The following is a 22,898-nucleotide window of genomic DNA, read 5'->3' as shown; positions in this document are numbered from 1 at the left end:
TATTTATTATTCTTCAATATTGAATGTCTTTTCGAAAATTTCCATAAAGTCATTTCCATAGACGTTGCGGATGACCGCTAACAAATCTAAAAATTGAGGGAATTGACCGTACATATCTTTTAATGGTTGAGAACCTTCTAATACTGCGTGTTTATTTTTTACGAAGTTGTTGTCGATTTCTTTTAGTAAATCTTCGCCTTTTTTCGTAATTTCCACGTATGTATTTCGCTTGTCATCATCACGTTTAGAAAATGATAGCAGACCGCGTTCTTCAAGGTTTTTTGAGAAGTTGAAGGCCGTTGACACATGCATAACGCCAAATTTTGCGATATCAGAAATCGACGCACCTTGCAGACGAGACGCAATACTTAATACATGATGTTCGTTTATGTTCAAATCAAATGGTTTAATCCACGATTGCCAATCTTTTTCGACAGCTTTCCAAAGTGCCTTAGAGAGATGGGCAATACGCTGATTGTAAAGCATGGCTTCTCGAGCCGAGTTTACTTCTTCAGACATTGCTATCACCACTTTCGTAATTTTCTTTATATTATAACATTATTTCCAAAAAACATACAATATCGTTTTCATGAAAATACAAATTATTCAAATAATTTAAGCATTAAGACGTCAATACATTATTTAATGACGTCTTACGTTAAAAGAAGTTACGCACTACGCTTTTTTAAACGTTAAACGATTTGTTAATTTTTCTACTTCTGACGTTATTTCGTCAGCTGCTTGCTCTAATTCGCTCGCACTCTTACTTACGGCATCAATATTACCTTTTAGGCGATTTTGAATAGGTGCAGTTTCTTGTTGCCAATTTTGAACGGAAACTTTTACGTCTTCTACGACAGAAGGTACAGTAGTTTGGACTTCATCTTTAATCGATAACACGGCATCCTTTATACTAGAAAAACGTTGTTTAAATTCTGAGTTGAGTTGTTGACCAGCATCTTTCGTTGACTTCATTGTAAGGCGAACGTCTTTACCAGATTGGGGTGTTGTTAATAGCACAGTTGCTGCGCCCCCCACAATTCCGACTGCTAGACCGATAACGGTTGATTTTAAATGCATATACACGACCCCTTTCAATAAGTATATTTCCTTGATTTACTTTATTAAAACATATTATTACGATATAAAGCTATGAAAAGCCAATAATTGGACATTTTCTTCCAGCAAACGTAAAAAAAGCTTTCATTATGCGAGTGCACAATGAAAGCTTTTTCGTTCGACTGCTTACGCGTGAGAAACAGACGTGTCAAATTTTGAACGTTTGACAAGGCTTGTAACAATCGGATAAATAATCACGAAAGCTACGATGTTAATAACAATAGCAGGAAGTACCACCGAAACGATTAACGCTACGAATGGAATGTTGGCACCGATGACTACAATAGCTGATCCTAAAAAGACACTGCCCGAAATGAATGTTCCTAAACCGACAAGAACAGCTGAAACAGCCGTTTTTTGAGCTGCTTTTTTCAATACGACAAGAAGCGCAAAGAAAATGAATGCAGTGACAAATTTATCGATAATGTTCGGAACGAAACCACCAGGGAATGTAGAAAATAGACCAGATAAAATACCCGTCGTTAACGCTAGTAAAAAGACATCACGCGAATTGGGAAATAGTAAAATACCGATGAACATCATCGTTAACATGAAGTCTGGTTTCATACCACCCATAATGCCGGGAATTACGAGGTACAATGCTGCACCAACCCCTACAAGTAAAGCCATTAACACTAAATTTTTTGTTTTCATAATCTCATCTCTCCTAAGCTAATCATTTGTTTCGTTTCCGCATGTCTCCTCGTGAGCATACGCGAAACTTATCCTGATTCTACAGGTCCTCTACAGTAAAAGCAAGACGTTGGACATCTATTATAGAAGAAAGTGAAAAAGGCTACAGTGTTGTTACGACGTTTCAATAAAAAACGAGCCGATTGAAAATTAGGCTCGTTTTGATCGCATCTTAAGAAAGATGTGATTTGATTTCGTTTGATAATTGTGTAAGAAGTTCTGGTGTATATTCATCTTGTTTCGTATTCCAAGTAGCTTTGAAGCCATCTGTTTCATCGTAACGTGGAATGAAGTGAAGATGGAAGTGGAAGACGCTTTGCCCAGCAGCTTCACCGTTGTTGTTTAATAAGTTCATCCCTACTGGATTGAAAGCTGTTTTAATCGCGTTCGCAATTTTAGGAGCAACAGAGAATAAGTGACTTGCTACTTCTTCAGACATTTCAAATACGTTTGCAGCGTGTTCTTTCGGAATTAATAATGTGTGACCTTTTGTAAGAGGACCGATATCCATGAATGCGAATACGTGTTCATCCTCATAAATTTTAGTACTTGGAATTTCTCCAGCGATAATTTTGCAAAAAAGACAATCTGACATGTCAACACACACCTTTCAAATATTTGTTTCCATTTTACCACATGACAACTGCGTGAATTTAGGATTTTTGCTAAACTACTAAATAGCGAAGCTTTTCAAAGCATAACTAAAATGGAGTGACGACAATGACGATTTTAGAAGTAGAGCAATTAACAGGCGGTTATACGAGAAAACCGGTTATACATGATTTAAACTTTGCTATTCAACCTGGAGAACTTATCGGATTGATTGGATTGAACGGAGCGGGGAAAAGTACGACGATTAAACATATTATCGGAACGATGACGCCTCAAAAAGGAACGATTCGTATTGATGGCATGACGATGAAAGAAAATATGGATACGTATCGTACATCGTTTTCATACATTCCAGAAACGCCGGTTTTGTACGATGAACTAACATTAAAAGAACATTTAGAACTAACAGCGATGGCCTACAACATTCCATTAGAAGTTATGGAAGAGAGAGTAGCTCCTTTATTGAAAGAATTCCGTATGGAAAAACGTTTAAATTGGTTCCCATCTCACTTTTCAAAAGGGATGCGCCAAAAGGTCATGATTATGTGTGCCTTTTTGGTCGACCCAGCACTTTACATTATTGATGAACCTTTTCTTGGATTAGATCCATTAGCGATTAGTTTATTGTTAGAACAAATGGATGAAAAGAAAAAAGCGGGAGCGGGTATTTTAATGTCGACTCACGTTCTTGCGACAGCAGAGCAACATTGCGACAAAATTTTATTATTACATGAAGGTTATGTTCGTGCGTTCGGAACGATGGATGATTTGCGCCAATCATTTAATATGCCGGGAGCAAGCTTAGACGACCTTTACATTCAAATGACGAAAGAACAAACGAATGCGTAATTTAGATGAATTATGGCGCAAACGGTCGACGTACAATCGACAAGAAGTTCAAAAATATATGCGCTTCGTATTTACAGGGCATATGGCTTTAGTCATCGTCTTTTTACTCGGAGCAGGTATTTTTCAATATAGTCACTTTTTAGATACGTATCATGGAGACGATGCGATTCCAGCGACGCTTATTACCGCTTTAGTCGTCGCCTTATTTATGACATTAAGCCGCCCGACAACGCTAATTAAAAAACCGGATGAAGTGTATTTATTGCCACTTGAAACGAAGTTGATGACGTATTTCAAACATGTGCTCATTTCTACGTACACATCTCAAGTTGTCGTAAGCGGTCTTTTGTTTATCATCATGTGGCCGATGCTTCGTCAAGTAGCCTTACTGCCAATTTCGACGATTGTGATCGGTTTAGCAAGCGTATTCGTCTTGAAATGGTTAAACGTGCAACAAGAATTTACGTACCGCTGGGTGATGATCGGTCGTCGTCTTTGGTTAAATCGTTTCATTCGTTACGTATTGAACGGCGGTATTTTGTATACGTTACTTGAACAAATGTGGCTCGTTGCAATCATTTTGATTATCATCTTTGTTTTTATTTTATGTATTATAAAAAGCAATTAAACGGACAACCTTTCCCGTACGAACATTTCGTTCCGGTAGAAGCGAACCGGATGATGGGGATTTATCGTTTTGCGAATTACTTTACGAACGTACCGCAAGTACACGGCAGCATTAAGCGCCGTCCGTACTTCGACTTCATTTATAAACTCGTACCTAAAACGCATCAACAAACATTTTCATACTATTTATTCAGAAGCGTACTTAGAACGGACGACCATTTTTATTTATGGTTACGCCTCGTTGTCATTAACGGACTTGTTGTAGCTTTCGTAGACTTACCAATCGTATCGATTATCGTGTCAGCTGCGCTAGCTTTTGCGGTAGCGATTCAATTGAAACAAGCACTCGGTTCTACACATGAATTTACGATGAGCATGCTGTATCCGTTGCCACAAGACGCACGTAAAAAAGCGACTATTAAAATTAGTCGCTACATGATTTTGGCACATGCCATCATCGTATTACTTTGTAGTATCATGCAACCGTACTTTTACGTATATGCACTCGTCGTTTTCCTCATAGGGGAATTGACGTTACGTATTTCTAAATAACAAAAAGCTTCCGAGGAGATGGTCGTCTCGGAAGCTTTTTAAATTGTTTTAACGATTGTCATCTTCATCTGGATAGTCGACGTCGTCAATATTTGTCGTATACGTTTTCGTAAAGATAGTCGGTTCAAACGATTGGCTATTCATATTGATTGTTCCGGCTTCTGCATAGCTTGCAATAGCCTCTTTGTAATCATCTGTTAATTTCCAAGCATCGAAAGAAGCAGGACCTGTCCATTCTGTTAACACGAGATAATCGGTATCATTTTTCGGACGTAATAAACGGAACGCAACGAAACCAGGTTCTTGTGAAATGGCATGTTGGCGTTGTAAAAAACGATCTTCAAATACGTGGTGTTGTTCGCCCATAATCGATACGTAAATGAGTGCGAAGAAGCCGTGTTCAGCTAAGTCACCTTCAGACGCTACGACTTCGAACTTTTTAGGCGCTGCAAACTTCGTTTTTTTGTCCGTTTCATGTAAAAGTAAAGAATGGACACCGTTATGCAACAAAATCATACGTTCTTTTTCATACTTTTTCCACAGTGTTGTCATATAATCGGCAGTGCCGAGTGCGATATAGAAATTTTTCATTGTAAGAGCTCCTTTAAATTCGGATGTCTATTTAGTATATTACCTGAATTTTTCAAGGTAAAACGATAATCGACAAAAAACTGTCACCAATTCGTAAAATTGTATGACAAATTGAGCCGAAAACTATACATTAAACGATTGAAAGATTATAGTGAAAAATGGATGCAATTGTCGGATTTATAATAGGAAGTAAAAACAGAGAGAAGGGAAATAACAAAAATATGACAACGTTTAATGATACATTGTTACGAGCAGCGAAGGGTGAGCGTACGGAACATACACCCGTTTGGTATATGCGCCAAGCAGGACGCTCACAGCCGGAGTATCGTAAAATTAAAGAGAAATATTCATTAGAAGAAATTACACACCAACCGGAACTATGTGCATATGTGACACATTTACCTGTCCAAAACTACGATGTCGACGCAGCTATTTTGTACAAAGATATTGTGACACCACTACCTGGTATGGGCGTAGACGTGAAAATTCAAGCGGGCGTGGGACCTGTTATTTCAAACCCTATCCGTAGTGAAAAAGACGTGGATCGCTTACAAATTTTTAACCCAGAAGAACATGTTCCATTCGTGTTAGATACGATTAAACTATTAACGACAGAACAATTAAATGTACCGTTAATCGGTTTTGCAGGAGCCCCCTTCACATTAGCGAGCTATATGATTGAAGGCGGTCCTTCTAAAAACTACGCATTAACGAAATCCTTCATGGTTTCACAACCGCAAGCGTGGTTTAAATTAATGGATAAACTAGGCGACATGATCGTGACGGACTTAAAGGCGCAAATCAAAGCAGGTGCGAAAGCATTCCAAATTTTTGACTCTTGGGTTGGGGCTTTAAGCCACGAAGACTACACGATTTTCATTAAGCCAGTGATGACACATATTTTTAACGAACTAAAAGGGGAAGGCGTTCCGATGATTATGTTCGGTGTTGGAGCGAGCCACCTCGTATTAGACTGGCAAGAGTTACCTTTAGACGTCGTAGGGCTTGATTGGCGTTTGCCGATTAAACAAGCGCGTCAAATGGGGATTACAAAACCAGTACAAGGAAATCTAGACCCTACATTGTTATTAGCGGATTGGGACGTTTTAGAAGCACGTACGAAAACAATCATCGATCAAGGATTAGAAGTACCGGGTCACATTTTCAACTTAGGACACGGTGTTTTCCCATCAGTTGATCCAGATGTATTGAAACGTTTAACAGCATTGATTCATGACTATAGTAGCGAGCAAATTCGCTTAAAATAATTTTTGAGGTGAACAAACATGAAAAAACAAGTTGGTTTATTAGTGATGGCCTATGGCACACCACAAAAAGATGAAGATTTAATTCCGTATTACACACATATCCGTCACGGACACCGTCCAACAGACGAACAAATTGAAGATTTACGTAGCCGTTACCAATCAATCGGTGGTATTTCACCATTAGCGGCGACGACTGAAAAACAAGCATACGCATTAGGTGCACGCTTAAACGAAGTACAAGATGAAGTAGAATTCAAAGTGTACATCGGTTTAAAACATATCGCACCATTTATTGAAGATGCGGTAGAACAAATGGTAGCAGATGGTTTAACAGAAGCTGTAGCAATCGTTCTTGCACCACACTTCTCATCATTCTCTACGAAAGCTTACCAAACACGCGCGATTGAAAAAGCGACTGAACTTGGTAGCACATTAGCGATTACAACAATCGATAGCTGGTATAAAGAAGAGAAATTCTTACAATACTGGACAGAAAAAATTACAGCAGAATTTGATGGGATGGATGAAGCAGAACGTAAAGACGCTTGTTTAGTCGTTTGCGCACACTCATTACCAGAAAAAATTATTGCGATGGGCGACCCATACGCAGAGCAATTGTTCGAAACGAAAGATATTTTAAAACAACGTACAGGGATTGAAAACGTTGAGTTCGGTTGGCAATCAGCTGGTCAAACGAAAGACCCTTGGTTAGGACCAGACGTTCAAGATTTAACACGTGATTTATACAACGAAAAAGGTTATCGCTCATTCACTTACGTACCAGTAGGTTTCGTAGCGGAGCATTTAGAAGTGCTTTACGATAACGATTATGAATGCCAAACAGTATGTAATGAATTAGGCGCTGCTTATCACCGTCCAGCGATGCCGAATGCACAGCCATTATTCATTGATGCGCTAACAGACGTCGTATTAAACGCATATAAAAAATAAAGTAGAAAGTGATGATAGATGTGACTGAACAGAAGCGAAAAATTGCTGTCATCGGTGGAGGAATCACTGGATTAACGGCAGCGTTTTATTTGCAGGAACAGGCGAGATTACATCACTATCCACTTGAGATCGTATTAATCGAAGGTTCTCACCGATTAGGTGGTAAGCTTCAAACGCTGCGCAAGGATGGTTTTATAATTGATCGCGGGCCAAGTTCTTTTCGAGATCCTAAAGGAATCGTTGCACAGTTGGCAAAGCAATTGAATATAGAAGATGAAATTGTAACGACAACGAATGCAAAAACCTTTATTGCGATTGACAAAGATCTTCAGCAAGTCCCTCAAAATACAATTATGGGAATACCTACGAAATTCAAACCATTTATGGCATCAGAATTAGTGTCATGGAGCGGAAAAGTTCGAGCTACAGCAGATTTAATTATTCCACCGAGTAAGGTTGATGGGGATCGATCTCTCGGTAAATTTGTACGTCGCCGTTTTGGCGAAGAATTTGTCCAAAGTTTAATTGAACCTCTTTTATCAGGCGTCTATTCAGGCGACATTGATGAATTGAGTTTACAATCTACATTGCCATCGCTACTTCGTTACGAACAACAGCGTGGCAGCGTTATTAGAGGGATGCGTCACGAGATGAAATCATCCGAGCCGGGTGATTTTACGGTGCGTCATAATTCTAAAAACGTTCAAAAATTCAGAGGTGGTATGAGTACACTTACGCATGCTTTGACGGACGAACTAACAGATTGTGAAATTTTGAAAAGTGTAAAAGTGCAATCGATTACGCCATTTCAAGACAAAACATGTCTTTCTTTAAATAATAAGTCTACGATATTAGTCGATGGCGTGATTGTTGCGACACCGCTTCATATGGTGACAAATCTTTTTGAAGAAGAAGAAGTGCGACAGTTACAAACTGTACCGTGCAATACAGTAGCGACGGTGACGATGATTTTTAAAGAAGACTCGTTGCAGTCGTTTGATGGAACGGATGTCTATATTTCACGTAACAGCGACTATTCATTTACGTCGGTTACGTTTGAACATAAAAAATGGCCGTTCATTGCACCGGAAGGCTATGCCGTCGTCAATTGTTATATTGGTCGCACAGGCGATACTGCAATTGTTGATTTATCTGATAGTGAGATTGAAAAGGCGCTATTAGAAGATTTTCAACAGTTGTTTGGTCTAGATCAACTGCCACTTGAGACAATCGTTTCAAGATGGAAAGACTCTATGCCACAATATACGATTGGGCATGCAGACCGTGTTAAAAAAGCAAAAGATACGTTGCGAAAACTGTATCCAACGATGCGTTTAGCAGGAAACTCTTACAACGGTATTTCGATTCCGAAATGTATTAAACAAGGAAAACATAGCGCGGATCAATTACTATGCGAATTGTTTGAGCATACACCACAATTTACGAATTCTTTTGATTAACGATCATTATTTGGACGGTTCTTCGGAGCCGTTCTTTTTTATGTGAAAATGACCATTCGTTGCAATTTTTATGAAAAAGTTTCACACACATTTCACAACCATTCGGTACAATGAAAAAAAGGAGGCATGCATCGTGAAAAAAATCATTCTTTGTTTCGCTATCATTTTCGGACTTGCGGCTTGCAGTCATCCAACATATCCGAAAATCGAAAAAGGCGACCCTTTTCTCGCATCTGTGAACATTCAAGAACCGTCTATTCAGTTTTTTGATAAACGAAAAGAAGTTATGGCGACGTGGTCGTTGAAAGAAGCATATACAGGAGCGGTACTTGTAGGGGATGATCGAATTTTCTTATATGGACACGGTCTCGATCATGGAGATCTAGTACAGTTAAGCACAGGCGAGCATGTCGGGAAAATAAAAACAGCTACAGGCATTTCGAATGCGTTATATGACGAGCAGACGAAAAGCTTATTTCTCGCAAATAGCACTCAAAATACGGTAACATCATACGATATAAATGGACGAAAGAAAGCGGAAGTAGCAACGGGGAATTATCCGATGGCGATGCTCGTATACAATGCCCGTCTTTTCGTCGTGAATTTTAAAGATACGCAATTAATGGTGTTCGGTACGGATTCTTTACGAAAAGAAGCGACGTGGACGATTCCAAAGTCATCGACAGGCATTGAAGTTATAGATGATACACTTTGGCTCGGAGGACATGGAGACGGCAGTACACCGAACGATACCGTATTACAACTAAATCCTTCTACAGGAAAAATTGTTGGCAACATTCAATTGCCGATGATGCCCATTGCCTTTTTAGCGAAAGGTGATGACGTCTACGTTTTGAGTCACGGGGAAAGTATGTTGTATACACTCTCTAAAAAAGGGCATATACGTGCGAAACAAGAAATTGCGGCAAACCCTTTTACGTTTACGCAATTTCAACATGATATCGTCGTGGCAGGATACGACGATCAACAACTTTATTGGACAGACGGTCAAAAAATAATTCAAAAGAAAAAGGTAGATCAAGGGCCTTTTCAATTGTTAGTGAGGGAATAGCATGGCAACGATTTTAATTGTAGATGACGAAAAACAAATGCGTGATTTAATTCGTATTATGTTGCAGCAAGAAGCACATACGACGTACGGGGCTTCCAACGGACAACAGGCACTCGATATTTTAGCGCAAATGGACGTCGACTTATTGTTATTAGATGTCATGATGCCAGAAATGGACGGCTTTGTCGTTTGTCAGCGTATTCGAGAGCAGTCGAATGTACCAATTATTTTTTAACGGCAAAAGATGCGAAAGAAGATAAAGTAAAAGGACTTCGTATGGGAGCGGATGATTATATCGTTAAGCCGTTTAGCGGGGAAGAGTTACTCGCACGTATCGAAGCGGTACTTAGAAGAATGCCGAAACATACGAGTGTAGCCCAACCGAATACGACACTTCAATTTTGTGGAATTGTACTCGATGAACTTTCTAGAACGGTACACGTTGATCGAAAGAAAGTAACGTTGACGATGAAAGAATTCGAGCTGCTACATTTATTTATGAAGCATCCGAATACTGTTTATGACCGAGAGCAACTGCTCGAACAAATTTGGTCGCTCGATTACGAAGGGGGTACGCGAACGGTCGATACGCACATAAAAACGCTACGCTTGAAACTAGGGAAAAAAGTGAGTGCCTATATTCAAACGGTATGGGGCGTCGGCTATCGTTTCGGGAAAGAATCATTATGAAAAAAATCGCAACGAAAATTTGGTTGCTCGTGTTAGGGTTTTTAGTCATTACGATTTTATTCATGTATAGCTTAACGAACTTTTTGTATGAACGGTTGTACGTTCAAGATAAAGAAAATAATATGGTCGGTGTCGGTCAAAAATTAGCGACGATGTATGAGGGTGGAAAAGTGACGAATGCTTTGATTGACGATGTAGACCGATACAATATGTATGCCGACGTCAACGTATTCGCCGTTCGAAACCCAAGGGAATTAAGTGCTTGTGTACCATTTGATATTGATTACGATACGCTGATTGGACCGCAAGAAAGAAAGCAATTACTCGCAGGAGAAACGGTGACGAAACAAGGATATGAAAAGCGTTTTGATCGACAAGTTATCTCAGTCATCGTACCACTCGTACATGAAAAACGTTTAGAAGGCATATTATATTTGTATTTCCCACTCGAAAAAATTGTTGAATTGGCGAAAAAAGATATTTTACTCATTAGTACCGGCGCATTGCTCTTTTTAATGATGATGGCACTTGCGGTCATGAAAGGCATTCAAGTCGTCATGAAACCACTTAATCGATTGCAACTAGCAGCGAAGCGAATGGCAGACGGTCATTATGATGAACGTGTCGTCGTGACGTCGAAAGATGAAATTGGACAATTGACGCATACGTTTAACGAAATGGCGACAGCTATTCAAAAAACAGACGATACGCAAAAAGAATTTTTAGCGAATGTGTCCCACGAGTTGCGCACGCCGATTAGTTACGTAAAAGGATATAGCGAAGCACTTGCAAAAGGACTTATTCCGAAAGAAGAATGTACGGAGAAATTGAATTTAATTACGCAGGAAGCGGATCGAATGGAGAAACTGACGGCTGCCTTATTACAGCTTTCTCGTTCGGAAAAACTGGAAGAATTTACGAAGATGCCGATTGTATTAGCAGAGAGCTTAAGAGAAGCTTTACAGCTATCACAACAACGTGCAATGGAGAAACAAATGACGTTGCATTTAAAAGCAGATGAATCGCTTATCATTGCAGGTGACGATGAAAAGATGAAACAAATTATGCTCAATTTAATTGAAAATAGTTTGCGTTATTCTGACAAAGAAACGGCTATTTACGTAGAAGCTTCCGCAGAAAAAACATATGCTAAAATAACTGTCCGAGATGAAGGGATTGGCATTGCAGACGAACATCTACCGCATTTAGCGGAGCGTTTTTATCGCGTGAATAAAGCGCGCACACGAGCAGATGGAGGAAGCGGTCTTGGATTGTCGATTGTTGACCAACTCATTGCGTTACACGGTGGGTCTTGGCACATAACGAGTACGTGGCAAGTCGGAACGACCGTCACACTATTTATTCCATTATGGGAGGACTTTGATGAAGTGGATGATTAGCATTTGTCTCGCCTTATTAGTAGCAGGGTGTAGTAATGCATTTAGTTTAGCAATTAGTTTAAATATGCCAAAACCGACTGTTGATGCAAATGGTAACGTCAGCATTACGATGGACGTCGTGACGGAAAAAGGGGAAGCTGTACCGGAGGAAGAGTTGAAAACTGTTTCTTTTGAGGTCTTTCTGAATGACGACGAAGAGGCGATTCAGCGACTAGCTGCGGTTCGACAAGAAGACGGCACGTATAATGCAAGCGTTACGCTATCAAAAGGAACGTATACGGTAACGGGTCACGTTGAAACGATTACAGGTCATGCGGCGATGAATCAAGAAATAACCGTGAAATAAAATCATACGATACGAACAGTTTGAACACCGACTGCAGTTTCTTTACGAATACATCGTGAAAGGAGCTGTAGTTTTTTGTATGTAAAAGTTGTTGTCTTTGACAATAGAAAGTTACAATTATAAACTAAGTTACGAATAGTAAGTAAAAATAAGAGGTGAACAACATGGAATTTGGTATTTATACGTTAGCAGACTTAGGTGAAAATCCATTTACGAAAAAAGTGCCGACTGCGCCTGAACGTTTGAAAGAAATTATTGAAATGGCTAAAGCAGCAGACGAATTAGGACTCGATTTGTTTGGTGTCGGAGAGCATCATCGTTTAGATTATGCGGTGTCAGCCGTACCAGTCGTTCTAAGTTATATTGCTGCGCAAACAAAAAACATTCGTTTGACGAGTACGACAACGGTACTAAGTACGGTCGACCCAGTACGTTTATACGAAGACTTTTCGACATTAGACGTTTTATCGGGTGGACGTGCTGAAATTATGGCAGGACGTGGTGCTTTTATCGAATCGTTCCCATTGTTCGGCAAAGATCTTCATGATTATGATGCGTTATTCGAAGAAAATATCGCACTGTTTCAACAATTGAATGCACAAGAAAATGTAACGTGGCAAGGGGAATTCCGTTCAGCTATTCAACGTGCGGACATTGCACCTCGTGCCATTCAAGATGGCATTCCACTTTGGATTGGCGTCGGTGGTACGCCCGAAAGTGCAACGCGTGCTGGTCGTTTCGGGGCAGGAATGGCATTAGCTATTTTAGGAGGCTCTCCGCATTATTTTGAACCACTCGTGCAACGATACGATGCAGCGTTACGAGAAGCAGGACACGACGCTACAAAACGAAAAGTCGGTGTGACAGCGCATACGTACATTTCAGATACGGCAAAAGCCGCACGCGATGAGTTTTATCCGTATTATAACAATTACTGGACGTACGTTAACGCACAGCGTGGACAACGTTTTCATATGAGTAGAGAAGGATTCGACCGTGCAACGGATGCAGGAAGTGCGTTGATGGTCGGTAGTCCAGAAGAAATTACAGAAAAAATATTGATGCAACATGAACTGTTCGGCCATGAACGTTTCTTAGCGCAGCTTGATATTGGTGCTGTGCCATTCAACCAAGCGATGCATTCACTTGAGTTGCTCGCAACGAAAGTAATGCCAACTGTGAAAAAACATTTAAAATAATGTGTATCATAACAGAGAAAAATGAAACTGTTATATATCAAAAAAAACCGAGATGCTGGGGACATCTCGGTTTTTCATCGTAAGCAATTTAATTATAGATTCATAGATTTGTTATGACGATAAGCGTTCAGTGAACCGAAAATCATTGGGGTAATTTTCGGCTAATCAGCATGATGTATTACAGATGATCACAGTGTTCACAAGTATTAGAGTAGCATTCGCTTTGTTCATTGATTTTTTCACCGCATTCCGTACAATGTTTGTCTGGTAAGTTTTTGAAAAATTCTACAACGTTTTCTAACATAGTGTTCTCCTCCTTCAATCTGTTATATTACTGATTTGTTGTTACCTATTGTATTATAACAGATAATAAAAAGTCAATACAAAAACTAAAAATTAAGTTAAAATATTTATAAGAACATAGAAGGAGGATTTTTATCCATGTTATTTATTGATAATAAAGGTATTCACGATCCACGTATTAACTTAGCTATTGAGGAGTACGCATTAAACGAATTGAATGTTGATGAGGGCTTACTTCTTTTTATATTAACCAACCATCAATTATTATCGGTCGTAATCAAAATACAGTAGAAGAAATTAATACGAACTACGTCGACGAAAAAGGAATTATCGTCGTACGTCGTCTTTCTGGTGGCGGCGCTGTTTACCATGATTTAGGCAACTTAAACTTCAGTTTCTTAACGAAAGATGAAGGAGACAACTTCCAAAACTTTAAAAAATTCACGCAACCTGTAGTCGATGCACTTCAAAATATGGGCATCGAATCTGAACTTTCTGGTCGTAACGACATTTTAGCGAACGGTCGTAAAATTTCTGGGAATGCGATGTTCTCAAAAAATGGTCGTATGTTTAGTCACGGCACATTAATGTTCGATGCAGACATCGACGAAGTTGTGAATGCGTTACGTCCGAAAAAAGAAAAAATCGAATCAAAAGGTATTAAATCTGTTCGTTCACGCGTGACGAACGTAAAAGAAATGTTAGAAGATAAAACGATGTCGGTTGAAGATTTCCGATTAGAAATTTTAAAATCGATTTTCGGTGGTCTCGATCAAGTGAAATATTATGAATTAACGGATGAAGATTGGGCAGCGATTCATAAAATTTCAGAAGAACGTTATCAAAAATGGGAATGGAATTACGGAAAATCACCTAAATTCAACATTCAACGTTCTAAAAAATTCGCATCCGGTTTCATTGATTTACGCTTAACCGTGAACAAAGGAACGATGCAAGACGTCCATATATTTGGCGACTTTTTCGGAATCGGTGATATGAAAGATATTGAAGAAGCGTTAATTGGTAAACGCTATGAGAAACAAGCAATTGAAGAAGCGGTGGCACACTTAGACATTCCACGTTATTTCGGTGGTACGTCATTAGCTGATTTTATTGATTTGATGTACTAAAAAGGAAAGAAACGGAGGGAAGAAAAAATGAATACGACCCACCGCATTTTAATAGTAGAAGACGATTTGAAAATCGCTTCGATGCTAGCAGATACACTAAGAAAATATCATTACGAAGTGAAAACAGTCGAACAGTTTGATCAAATTATAGAAGAATTCAATGCGTTTAATCCGCATATCGTATTACTTGATATTAACTTGCCAGCATATGATGGCTTTTATTGGTGTCGTCAATTGCGTCAATTTACGACTGTGCCGATTATTTATATTTCAGCACGTTCAGGTGAGATGGACCAAATTTTCGCATTAGAAAATGGCGGCGATGATTTTATTACGAAGCCATTCCACTATGAAATTGTTTTAGCGAAAATTAAAAGCCATTTGCGTCGTAGTTTCGGTGAATATGCGATTAAGCAAGAGGAACGCACAGTGAAACAAGGGCAGCTCGTTTTGTATTTAGAAAGAATGGAACTGCATACGAAGACAGATGAAATTGCTTTGCAAAAAAAAGAATGTGTCATTTTAGAATTGTTAATGAAAGCTTCACCGAAAGTCGTATCACGTGAAAGTTTATTAGAAGAACTTTGGGATGACCAAGCGTTTGTAGATGAAAATACGCTCAACGTTAATATGACGCGCGTACGTAAAAAATTAGCCGACTATCACATTCAGTCAACAATCGAAACGGTTCGTGGTGCTGGCTATCGCTTCGTTTTAAATGAAAAGGAAGTGTAGTGAATGACGACGTTCATGCTATTTCTAAAAGAACATGCCTCGATTATATTTTTTGAATTATTTTTAGTCGTCTTTATTTTACTTTTGTATTGGCTAGATGGGTTCCGAGATCTGAATACAGCGATTTATTCAATCTTAATTTCGCTCGTCTTAACGCTTACTTTTTTAGTGGCTCGGTATGTGATGCGTCAGCAATATTATAAAAAAATCACCTCGATGCCACATACGATGGAAGATGCGCTCCGTTCTACAGCGAAGACGCCTGACCATTTGCAAACGGAAGAGTACGTACATGAGTTGTATCGTATTTATCAATTGGAAGCGCAAGAGTTGTACGCTAAGCAAAATCGACATTTGCAATTTATGAATCAGTGGGTGCATCAAATGAAGACGCCACTCGCTGTATTAGAGCTTATGTTACAAGATGATGCACCGCTTGATAAGAAAGGTGTACATGAAGAAACAGAACGTCTGAAACACGGGTTAGAGATGGTATTGATGAATGCAAGACTCGATACGTTTGAAGAAGATATGAAAATCGAGAAAGTAGAGTTGAAACATCTCGTTTCGACAGTCGTCAATCAACATAAACGACTGTTCATTAAAAATCACGTGTTTCCAAACGTTACGCTTTCTGATGATTTGTACGTAGCAACAGATGCGAAATGGATGAGCTTCATTATCGGGCAATTTTTGACGAATGCGGTGAAATATACATTTGAAGATAATAAAAAAGTGTATATCGAAGCGGTTTCTACGAAAGATACGGTGACGCTACACGTACGAGATGAAGGAATCGGCATTCCACCGACGGATTTGAAACGTGTGACGAAAGCCTTTTTTACAGGAGAAAATGGTCGTAAGTCAGGAGAATCTACAGGAATGGGCTTGTTTTTAGCGAATGAAATTTGTCATAAGCTAGGGCATGATTTAACGATTGCTTCAACTGTAGGAGTCGGCACGACGATTAGTGTGACGTTTAATTTGTCAGAGTAGGGGGCAAAATGATGGCTATTTTATCAATTAATGACGTGACGAAAGTATATGAAGGAAAAGTTACACATCGCGCAATCAATCAACTGAATTTTGAAGTGGAGAGAGGCGAATTTGTGGCAATCATGGGTCCGTCTGGCAGTGGGAAAACGACGCTGTTAAATATGATTTCGACAGTGGACCGCCCGACTGCCGGGGAAGTTTTAGTCGATGGCGTCAATCCACAAGACTTGAGTAAAAATGAGTTGGCTTATTTTCGTAGACGACAACTAGGCTTTATTTTTCAAGATTTTAATTTACTACAAACGTTGAACGTTGAAGAAAATATAGTACTTCCTTTGACGTTAGACGGGATGAAAGTGGAGGAAATGCAAAAGCGCGTTTCAGAAATCGCGGCGCATTTAGATTTAGAATCCATTTTACAACGGTTACCGAATGAAATTTCAGGAGGACAAGCGCAAAAAACGGCAATTGGTCGTGCGCTTATTCATAAGCCATCACTTATTTTAGCAGATGAACCGACCGGGAATTTAGATTCTAATTCATCGAAAGACGTTTTGGAATTGCTCGGTAAAATTAATAAACGAGACCAGACGACAATTGTGATGGTGACGCATGATCCGATTGCAGCAAGTTATTGCGACCGCGTGTTATTTATTAAAGATGGTGAATTTTTCAATGAAATTTACCGAGATGATCAACGCCAAACATTTTTCCAACGTATTTTGAACGTGTTGAGCCTTTTAGGAGGTCATGTCGGTGACTTTTCGTCAGTTCGCTTATCGTAACGTTATACGGAATCAACGTATTTATGCGGCTTATTTCATGGCGAGTGTGTGCTCGGTTATGGTATTTTTCATTTATTCGATGCTCATGTATCATCCGAAAGTAGAAAATGAATTTATGATTGAGATTGCCTTCCGCGGCATGTATTTTGCACAAATTGTGCTCGTGTTGTTCATGCTATTCTTTTTATTTTATTCGATGCGTGCTTTTTTAGAAGCGCGTTCAAAAGAATTCGGCATTTTAATTCATTTAGGAATGGAAAGGCAACAGTTGAATAAACTCGTCCGTATTGAAACGACGATTATTGGCGTCGCTTCCATTATTGTCGGTATTTTATTTGGCTTTGCTTTTTCGAAATTTTTCTTTATGGTCATTCGTGAAATTTTACAAATTTCTGCGTTACCTCTTTATTTTTCTTGGAAGCCATTCGCTTTAACGATTGCGACTTTTTTAACATTGTTCATCGTCGTATCGTATTTGAGCGTTTGGACGATTAAAGATGGAGAACTCGTCCACTTATTAAGAGGGACAGATGTGGCACCGAAAAAGAAATCGTATTCAAAAGTAAGTGGTATAGCGGGTTTACTTATTTTAGCGTGTACGTATTTCACGATGGTGAATATCGAGAAATCGAACTTGTTGTGGCTTGCCATTGTCGTGCCGCCTGTCATGATGATTGGAACGTATTTATTTTTCACAGATTCCGTCGTCATGATTATTATGTGGCTACGTAAAAGTAAGTGGCTATATTGGCGGAAATATCGTCTCATTTCATGGTCGGAGTATGCGACGATGGTCAAAGAAAATGCAAAAATGTTTTTTATTTCGTCGCTCGTTTCGACACTTGCTTTTATGGCAATTGGGACGCTCAGTTCGATGTCTACATTTACGCATCAATATCATCAAATTAATCCAGTGAGCATCATTTATACGAGCAAATACCAAAATTCGTATGAAGATGCGCACATTGACCAATTGACGAGAGAGTTGCAAGAAGCGAATTTGTCTTATCAATTGACTGCACTTGATATTCGAACACAAACGTCTGCTAATAGTAGTCAAAAAATCGAAATTATCGATGAACAGCAATTTAATCAAATGGTGCGTACGCTTAAACTTCCTACCGTTCAGCTAGGCAAAGGCGAAGCGATTTTTTTACCGTACTCAGAAGACTCTTATGCGAAACGTAAAAATATGCAAATCGCAACCGTTTTAGAAGAAAATCACGTACCGATTACGATACGAGGTGCGTACAAAACGGCTATATTCTCAGCAGAACAGCTCGGAACGAATGTTATTATTTTAAACACAGCCGATTTCAAAAAAATCATCTATAACGTGCCGGGTTCTTATGAATCTAATTATGTGAATCGCGTGTATGCTTTTAATGTCGGAAATTGGACGGAAACGCAATATATCGGTAAAGAGTTAGACCAGTTAATGACGAATACGTATGCGAGTAATATGGAAAGTCAGCTACCGTTTTACTATGAAAACACGGGAATTGATTATGAAATATTACGCTCTACGTTTGCGTTGATTTTATTCATTGGTATTTTAGCATCCGCCGTTTTTTTCTTAGCTGCGGGGAGTTTTATTTACTTCAAATTGTATGCGACGTTGCCGAGGGAACAACAACAATATACGACGTTGCGTCAAATGGGCGTGACGGATCGAGAAATTCGTCAACTCGTTAATCGCCAGCTCATTCCACAATTTTTCTTGCCGTGGGGTGTTGCGGTATTGAATAGTTGCTTTGCCTTTATCGGACTGCAAGTATTTTGGTACGGCGTAGCGGACATTTCGATTTTCAAAACGATTGTCATTATGCTTGGTATTTTGACGACGGTGCAATTGCTTTATTTTTATTTAATACGTTGGCGCTATTTAGCCCATTTAAGATAAGGACTAGTTGGAAGCGCCTCGCTTTCAACGGTTCTTTTTTTATGACATAAATTATGGGGGATGAGCAAATGAATTTATGGACACAACTTCAATTACAACGAGATGAACAAATTGCGATTCAATTTGAACACCGAACGATGACGTATCGCATGTTGCGGCATCGTATTCGTTTAACGGCGGAGACGCTGCGTTTAAAAGGTGTCAAACGAGGAGACCACGTCGCAATTGCGATGGAAAATAGTCCAGGTTTGATTGAAGCATTGTATAGTATTTGGACGCTTGGAGCAGTCGCCGTTCCATTGAATCCGGCTTATACGGAACAGGAACTAGCGTACATAATGAAAGATGGGGATGTGACGCTAACGATTGTTGAAGAGGGGGATTTTAAATTGCCGGTTCCAATTATGCGTATGACGGAAGTCGGTACGATTCCATGTGAGGTGGAAGCGACGCATTCACTTGCTATGATTTTATATACGTCTGGGACGACAGGAAAACCGAAAGGCACGATGTTAAGTCATGCAAATTTATTTTCGAATGCTCGTGATGTGGCGACTTTTTTCACGTATGAACAACGAGATCGCTTTGTCGTTACGCTACCACTGTTCCACGTTTTTGCATTGACGGTCGTCTTGAATGCTCCTCTATTTGTCGGTGCGACATTATTATTAATTCGACAGTTTAGTCCTTCAAAAGTGAGCGAGTTAATTGAACGAGAGCGTGCGACGATTTTTGCAGGTGTGCCGCTTATGTATAACTATATTTTGCAAGCGTGTATTCCAATGAAAAAATGGGCAACGATTCGTCTGGCGATTTCAGGTGGTTCACCGTTACCGAAAGCCGTGCATGACCAATTTATGACCGATATGGGGATTGCCGTTTCAGAAGGATACGGATTGTCAGAAGCATCGCCAGTTGTTTGCTTTAATCCAATTGGTCGTGAGAAAGTAACGACTGTCGGGACAACGATTCCTAATGTAGAGGCGAAAATTATCGACGAAGGATGCAATGAAGTACTGAAGGGGCATGTCGGTGAACTGTGTATTAAAGGACCGAATGTTATGCAAGGATACTACAAAAATGAAGTGGCGACGAGAGAAGCTTTTGCCGGCGATTATTTACGTACGGGGGATTTAGCTAAAATAGACGAAGAAGGTTATGTCACAATCATTGACCGGAAGAAAGATGTCATTTTAGTCGGAGGCTATAACGTATATCCGAAAGAAGTAGAAGAAGTACTTTATGCGCATCCGTCTGTTATCGAAGCGGCTGTCATTGGACGGAAAAGTGAGCAGCTAGATGAAGAAGTTGTTGCTTACGTTGTCGCAAATAAAACATTGACCGTGCCTTTACTAAATGAATATTGTGCGAAACAACTCGTTCGTTATAAATGTCCGCGTCATATTATTTTTTGCGATACGATTCCTAAAAATAGTACAGGGAAAATGAAAAAATATGAATTAAAGTAGAGGTTGTTCGGTTTGAGTGACGCTTTTTCATATTAAACAATAGATGGCGTATGAAAGGCTGTTTTGTTTTAAACTAAACGGTAAAAAAGACATTTCTTTTAAGCGGAATTTGCCGGACGCTTTTCTGTGGCATGAAATGTTTCAATTTTGTCCATCAAAAAAACACTTCCAAAGATTGTGTACTTTTGGAAGTGTCTTTTTTGATGCTCTTTTAGATTTTAGATTCGTTTCATCGCATATGTCTTTTATTTTTTCATCCGAGGTTTGCGGAAAGCGAAGTAAACAGTTAAGACATTTAATGTAACGGCAACGATGCCCATCGTAAATGTTTTTTCGTCGCCAGTTAAGTCAAATTGAGCGACGATTAAACTTTCTGTAATGAATAAAAAGATGATAAGTACGATGATTGCGACGCTCATAAATGTCGGATATAGACGCGCGCGGAATTTAGGCATACTCGTGAGTAATAGTAAGATGAGCGATAATAAGACGATGAAATAAAAAATCGGTTCAAATAGCGTAAACGTTTGTGGCATAGTATACTCCTTATGTTTAAAAAAATAATGTGAAAAAGGAGGAAACGCATTAGGACGGCGTTTCCTCCTCTTTATACGAACGTATATAAGAAAAGCGAATTGCTATTCTCGTTCATATTCATTTAGTTTGAAAGTCTTTTTTTATAGTAACCAAAGTAAGCGGCTAATAAAAGAATGAACCAAATAGGTCCGACAATTAAAGCAATCCGTGTGCTGGAGTTGAAAGCCATTAAGACGACGACGAACAGTAAGAACGCAATCGAAATGTATGAACTAGCAGGGTACCATAACATAGGGAATGTTAATTTTTCTTTCTCGCCTGATTGTAATTTTTTACGGAATTTTAATTGTGTGATCAAAATAATAATCCAAGTGAAGACAGCGCCGAATGTAGAAACGCTCGTAATGTATGTAAACACACTAGATCCTTCAAAGAAATAATTTAATGCTACGCCAACGAGTAAAATAATCGATGAGAAAATAATAGCATTGAATGGGACACCTGATTTACTAATTTTTTTGAAAAATACAGGTGCTTGTTTTTGTTCACTTAATGTTAGAAGCATACGTCCTGTACTGAAAATACCAGAGTTACAACTAGATAATGCAGCAGTTAAAACGACGAAGTTAATAATACCGGCCGCAGCACGAATCCCAACGTTATCGAACATAAGAACGAATGGGCTGTTATCAGGACTAATTTGGTTCCAAGGATAGATGGCCATAATAATTCCTAATGCACCAATATAAAAAACTAAAATACGAATAATTACTGTGTTGATTGCTCTTGGAATAACTTTTTTCGGATTTTTTGCTTCACCAGCTGTGACACCAATCATTTCGACACCTAAGTAAGCGAACATAACGATTGGTAGTGCAGCGATAACACCGCTAAAGCCATTTGGCATGAAGCCTCCGTGGGTCCATAAATTACTAATCCCTAACGGTTGACCACCATTTCTGAAACCGAATAAAATAACTGCAAGACCGAGTACAATCATAAGGACGATTGCAGTGACTTTAATTAAAGCAAACCAAAATTCAAATTCGCCGAATGCTTTTGCGGCGATTAAGTTGACGAGTGTCATAATGAGAAGTGCGCCAAGTGCCCACAACCATTTTGGAGAATCTGGGAACCAATATTGCATATACATGCCGACAGCTGTAATTTCTGCCATACATGTGACAATCCATAAGAACCAGTAGTTCCAACCGGTTAAGAAACCGGCTAATTGTCCAATGTGTTCATGTGCGTAGCGACTGAAAGAACCAGCTACTGGATGATCTGTAGCGAGTTCTCCTAGTGCTCGCATAATAAAGAAGATTACCATGCCACCTAGTGCATATGTAATTAAAATAGATGGTCCAGCTATTTTAATTGCACCTGCAGAGCCAAGGAATAGTCCGACCCCAAGTGCAGCACCGAGTGACATTAAAGTGATATGTCGTGATTCTAAACCACGATTTAACTTATGTTTCTTTTGCGTCATTGAAAAAACGCCTCCGATGCTTTGTTTTTACATTAATAATGTTATCATAAAATTATCTGAATAGCATGAACAAGCCATGGTCGCACTTATTAATAACTGTGGAATATCCTTAAAAAGGGTAT

At 39.2% G+C, this 22,898-nt stretch carries 21 protein-coding genes and 3 pseudogenes; 16 read left to right on the top strand and 8 right to left on the bottom strand.

Annotated elements, in window-relative coordinates; all coding sequences use genetic code 11:
- Nucleotides 1–6: 6 nt before the first annotated feature.
- The 4 genes from KSHG_RS12245 to KSHG_RS12230 form a co-directional block, all read right to left on the bottom strand.
- Nucleotides 7–525, bottom strand: a complete 519-nt coding sequence (locus KSHG_RS12245) for an HTH-type transcriptional regulator Hpr (protein ID WP_187119981.1) — start codon at nucleotides 523–525, stop codon at nucleotides 7–9.
- A 150-nt stretch (nucleotides 526–675) separates the two neighbouring features.
- Nucleotides 676–1,080, bottom strand: a complete 405-nt coding sequence (locus KSHG_RS12240) for a YtxH domain-containing protein (protein WP_010307001.1) — start codon at nucleotides 1,078–1,080, stop codon at nucleotides 676–678.
- A 165-nt stretch (nucleotides 1,081–1,245) separates the two neighbouring features.
- On the bottom strand, nucleotides 1,246–1,773 hold the full coding sequence (locus KSHG_RS12235) for a tryptophan transporter (protein WP_010306998.1): 528 nt from the start codon (nucleotides 1,771–1,773) through the stop codon (nucleotides 1,246–1,248).
- Nucleotides 1,774–1,984: 211 nt separating this feature from the next.
- Nucleotides 1,985–2,407, bottom strand: a complete 423-nt coding sequence (locus KSHG_RS12230; protein ID WP_010306995.1) for an HIT family protein — start codon at nucleotides 2,405–2,407, stop codon at nucleotides 1,985–1,987.
- Nucleotides 2,408–2,532: 125 nt separating this feature from the next.
- Here KSHG_RS12230 and KSHG_RS12225 point away from each other — a divergent pair, with 125 nt between their 5' ends.
- Together KSHG_RS12225 and KSHG_RS19280 are read left to right on the top strand one after the other, a co-directional pair.
- The gene (locus tag KSHG_RS12225; protein ID WP_010306992.1) at nucleotides 2,533–3,273 is read left to right on the top strand and encodes an ABC transporter ATP-binding protein; all 741 of its coding nucleotides are present in this window, start codon (nucleotides 2,533–2,535) and stop codon (nucleotides 3,271–3,273) included.
- Nucleotides 3,266–4,452 (top strand): annotated as a pseudogene (locus tag KSHG_RS19280) (ABC transporter permease). Before KSHG_RS12225 ends, KSHG_RS19280 begins: the two are co-directional and overlap by 8 nt.
- 48 nt (nucleotides 4,453–4,500) lie before the next feature.
- Here KSHG_RS19280 and KSHG_RS12215 read toward each other — a convergent pair.
- Nucleotides 4,501–5,043 carry an antibiotic biosynthesis monooxygenase family protein gene (locus KSHG_RS12215; RefSeq protein ID WP_010306982.1) on the bottom strand — a complete coding sequence of 181 codons (543 nt, stop codon included), beginning with the start codon at nucleotides 5,041–5,043 and terminating at the stop codon, nucleotides 4,501–4,503.
- A gap of 221 nt (nucleotides 5,044–5,264) precedes the next feature.
- Between KSHG_RS12215 and hemE the strand changes: the two genes are divergently transcribed.
- From hemE to KSHG_RS12175, 8 genes and pseudogenes are all read left to right on the top strand, one after another.
- Entirely contained in the window at nucleotides 5,265–6,311 is a 1,047-nt protein-coding gene (hemE, locus tag KSHG_RS12210; RefSeq protein WP_010306979.1) for a uroporphyrinogen decarboxylase, read from the top strand.
- 18 nt (nucleotides 6,312–6,329) lie between these two features.
- On the top strand, nucleotides 6,330–7,262 hold the full coding sequence (gene hemH / locus KSHG_RS12205) for a ferrochelatase (RefSeq protein WP_010306976.1): 933 nt from the start codon (nucleotides 6,330–6,332) through the stop codon (nucleotides 7,260–7,262).
- A gap of 11 nt (nucleotides 7,263–7,273) precedes the next feature.
- Nucleotides 7,274–8,722: a protoporphyrinogen oxidase gene (hemG, locus tag KSHG_RS12200; protein WP_042232003.1), complete on the top strand. Its 1,449-nt coding sequence runs from the start codon at nucleotides 7,274–7,276 to the stop codon at nucleotides 8,720–8,722.
- A gap of 133 nt (nucleotides 8,723–8,855) precedes the next feature.
- Nucleotides 8,856–9,794, top strand: a complete 939-nt coding sequence (locus KSHG_RS12195; protein WP_010306969.1) for a hypothetical protein — start codon at nucleotides 8,856–8,858, stop codon at nucleotides 9,792–9,794.
- A gap of 1 nt (nucleotide 9,795) precedes the next feature.
- Nucleotides 9,796–10,484, top strand: a pseudogene (locus KSHG_RS16970) (response regulator transcription factor).
- On the top strand, nucleotides 10,481–11,884 hold the full coding sequence (locus KSHG_RS12185; protein ID WP_010306959.1) for a sensor histidine kinase: 1,404 nt from the start codon (nucleotides 10,481–10,483) through the stop codon (nucleotides 11,882–11,884). The pseudogene KSHG_RS16970 and the gene KSHG_RS12185 overlap by 4 nt, the downstream one beginning before the upstream one ends.
- Nucleotides 11,868–12,230: a hypothetical protein gene (locus KSHG_RS12180; RefSeq protein ID WP_010306955.1), complete on the top strand. Its 363-nt coding sequence runs from the start codon at nucleotides 11,868–11,870 to the stop codon at nucleotides 12,228–12,230. Before KSHG_RS12185 ends, KSHG_RS12180 begins: the two co-directional genes overlap by 17 nt.
- A gap of 164 nt (nucleotides 12,231–12,394) precedes the next feature.
- Nucleotides 12,395–13,429, top strand: a complete 1,035-nt coding sequence (locus tag KSHG_RS12175; protein WP_010306951.1) for an LLM class flavin-dependent oxidoreductase — start codon at nucleotides 12,395–12,397, stop codon at nucleotides 13,427–13,429.
- A gap of 178 nt (nucleotides 13,430–13,607) precedes the next feature.
- On the opposite strand, the gene yhfH is transcribed toward KSHG_RS12175, so the two are convergent.
- Nucleotides 13,608–13,733 carry a protein YhfH gene (yhfH, locus tag KSHG_RS17800; RefSeq protein WP_010306947.1) on the bottom strand — a complete coding sequence of 42 codons (126 nt, stop codon included), beginning with the start codon at nucleotides 13,731–13,733 and terminating at the stop codon, nucleotides 13,608–13,610.
- Between the two features lie 137 nt (nucleotides 13,734–13,870).
- Here yhfH and KSHG_RS16965 point away from each other — a divergent pair.
- The 6 genes and pseudogenes from KSHG_RS16965 (at nucleotide 13,871) to KSHG_RS12140 (ending at nucleotide 20,750) form a co-directional block, all read left to right on the top strand.
- A pseudogene (locus KSHG_RS16965) lies at nucleotides 13,871–14,862 on the top strand (lipoate--protein ligase).
- 27 nt (nucleotides 14,863–14,889) lie between these two features.
- A complete protein-coding gene (locus KSHG_RS12160) occupies nucleotides 14,890–15,597 on the top strand; it encodes a response regulator transcription factor (protein ID WP_010306937.1) in 708 nt (235 codons plus the stop codon).
- Between the two features lie 3 nt (nucleotides 15,598–15,600).
- Entirely contained in the window at nucleotides 15,601–16,593 is a 993-nt protein-coding gene (locus tag KSHG_RS12155; protein WP_010306934.1) for a sensor histidine kinase, read from the top strand.
- Between the two features lie 11 nt (nucleotides 16,594–16,604).
- Nucleotides 16,605–17,378, top strand: coding sequence for an ABC transporter ATP-binding protein (locus KSHG_RS12150; RefSeq protein WP_010306932.1), 774 nt, complete (start codon nucleotides 16,605–16,607; stop codon nucleotides 17,376–17,378).
- Nucleotides 17,350–19,281, top strand: coding sequence for an FtsX-like permease family protein (locus KSHG_RS12145; protein ID WP_010306928.1), 1,932 nt, complete (start codon nucleotides 17,350–17,352; stop codon nucleotides 19,279–19,281). Before KSHG_RS12150 ends, KSHG_RS12145 begins: the two co-directional genes overlap by 29 nt.
- 68 nt (nucleotides 19,282–19,349) lie before the next feature.
- Nucleotides 19,350–20,750 (top strand): AMP-binding protein, encoded by a 1,401-nt coding sequence (locus tag KSHG_RS12140; RefSeq protein WP_010306926.1) that lies wholly within the window; start codon nucleotides 19,350–19,352, stop codon nucleotides 20,748–20,750.
- A 245-nt stretch (nucleotides 20,751–20,995) separates the two neighbouring features.
- Here the strand turns inward: KSHG_RS12140 and KSHG_RS12135 are convergent, their stop codons facing one another.
- Nucleotides 20,996–21,286, bottom strand: a complete 291-nt coding sequence (locus KSHG_RS12135; protein ID WP_010306923.1) for a hypothetical protein — start codon at nucleotides 21,284–21,286, stop codon at nucleotides 20,996–20,998.
- A gap of 122 nt (nucleotides 21,287–21,408) precedes the next feature.
- Nucleotides 21,409–22,776, bottom strand: a complete 1,368-nt coding sequence (locus tag KSHG_RS12130; protein WP_010306921.1) for an amino acid permease — start codon at nucleotides 22,774–22,776, stop codon at nucleotides 21,409–21,411.
- Between the last annotated feature and the right edge of the window lie 122 nt (nucleotides 22,777–22,898).

The organism is Kurthia senegalensis (assembly GCF_000285595.1).
GTDB lineage: Bacteria > Bacillota > Bacilli > Bacillales_A > Planococcaceae > Kurthia > Kurthia senegalensis.
Note: the sequence above shows the minus strand (reverse complement) of the source record. Positions and strands in the feature narration are given on the sequence as shown.